At 45.9% G+C, this 1,486-nt stretch carries 1 protein-coding gene and 1 pseudogene; both read left to right on the forward strand.

The annotated features are described in order from the left end of the window. A pseudogene (locus PX484_RS14985) lies at positions 1–318 on the forward strand (polysaccharide biosynthesis/export family protein); the annotation flags it as partial. Positions 319–431: 113 nt separating this feature from the next. Next, positions 432–1,486, forward strand: a 1,055-nt coding sequence (locus tag PX484_RS14990; protein WP_502882747.1) for a GumC domain-containing protein, incomplete at its 3' end; no start/stop codon positions are given.

Raw genomic sequence — 1,486 nt, forward strand, 5'->3', positions numbered from 1 at the left:
AGTACCTTCCTCGATGTGGTGGCTAGTTTACCGGTTTCCGATCGCCTGCGGATTAATGTCAATGAAGTGTCTCTGCTCCGTTTTGATAGTGCCAAAGGGGGAATTGTTAGTCAAACTTTGAGTCCGATAGCGGCAGTTAGGGGAGATATCTCCCAAAATATTCCCTTAGAAGATCAAGACGTAATTATCGTCACCCGCACCCTATTAGGGGAAATTTTCGCCGCTTTTAATATCATTACCCAACCCATTCGGGATATTTCCAGTTTTACCAATACAATTCTCGACTTTGGCAATCAATTCAATAACTTCAATAATTGAGGTGCAACTTGCTCCCTTCACTCCTTAACACAACTTCATAAGCTAGGATTTCAAGGACGAGAATAACTCTTGACCGCTAAAATGTAAAAAATCTGGGAATATATTAAAAAGCTATGGCTCTACCAATTGTTAAACGATTTCTCATCTCGCTAGATCAGAACAAATTTGTGGGAATATTCGTGTTCCTCGTCTGTTTAGGTGGTTCTGCGATCTTTGCTCTCCTCCCCGATCCGGAGAAACCCCCCACATTTTATCGGGCGGTGGGACAACTAGCCTATCGGGTACCGCCGCCAGCTTTTACCAGTACGGGAACCCAACTGCAAGAACAAGGACGGGCTATCGATCGCGATTTACTGCTATCTCCCCGGGTATTGATCAATACAGCCAAAAAATTGCAATTTAATCAAGAACAGCTCGTTAAAATTCGCGATCAAGATTTAAAAATCACCTTCCCGGGTGAAGCGGAGGGAAAAAATAATAGCGATCAACCCCAAGAGATACTTTTAGAGTTAACGGCCGACTCCCGGGCCAAGGCGGAGTTAATTCTCGAAACCTTGATGAAGGAAATGGTGGAATACAGCCGCTGGATTAATACTTCCCAGTTACGCGCCCGCATAGAAGCTCTCGGTGTCCGGCTTAACGAAGTCCAAAAAGATTTAACCAGAGCCGAAGAAAAATTTTATCGCTACATTAGTAGCCAGGGTTCAGATTTACTGGCCATTCAAGATGGGAGTTTATTCACCGCGATCACCAGTAGTCAACAGCAACAGCGAGAAATTCGTCTAGGACTGCAAGGCATTCAAGGACAAATTGATAGTCTGAGTAAACAACTCGATTTAACCCCCGATCAGGCCTACACCTCCTCAGCCCTTAGTGCCGACCCGATTATTGCCAGTATCCGAGCGCAGATCTTGGACACAGAGGCCCAATTGGAGCGACTAGAGAAGGATTTACGTCCCGAACATCCCGCCGTAGTTAAATTACGCAAGCAACAGGAAGTTAACGAATCTCTCTTACAAAAAAGAGCCGCCGAGGTGATCGGAAAAGATGGTGTCCTGACCTCTCTTCCCAGCAATCGCATCCGTCAGCAAAGTAATCTCGATGCCGCCCGTCAACAACTAGCGGGTCAATTAGTCGCCCTGCAAACTCAGCGCGAGGGTTTGATGAA

This window comes from Microcystis sp. M49636_WE2 (assembly GCF_030065375.1).
In the GTDB taxonomy this organism is placed as follows: Bacteria; Cyanobacteriota; Cyanobacteriia; order Cyanobacteriales; family Microcystaceae; genus Microcystis; species Microcystis aeruginosa_C.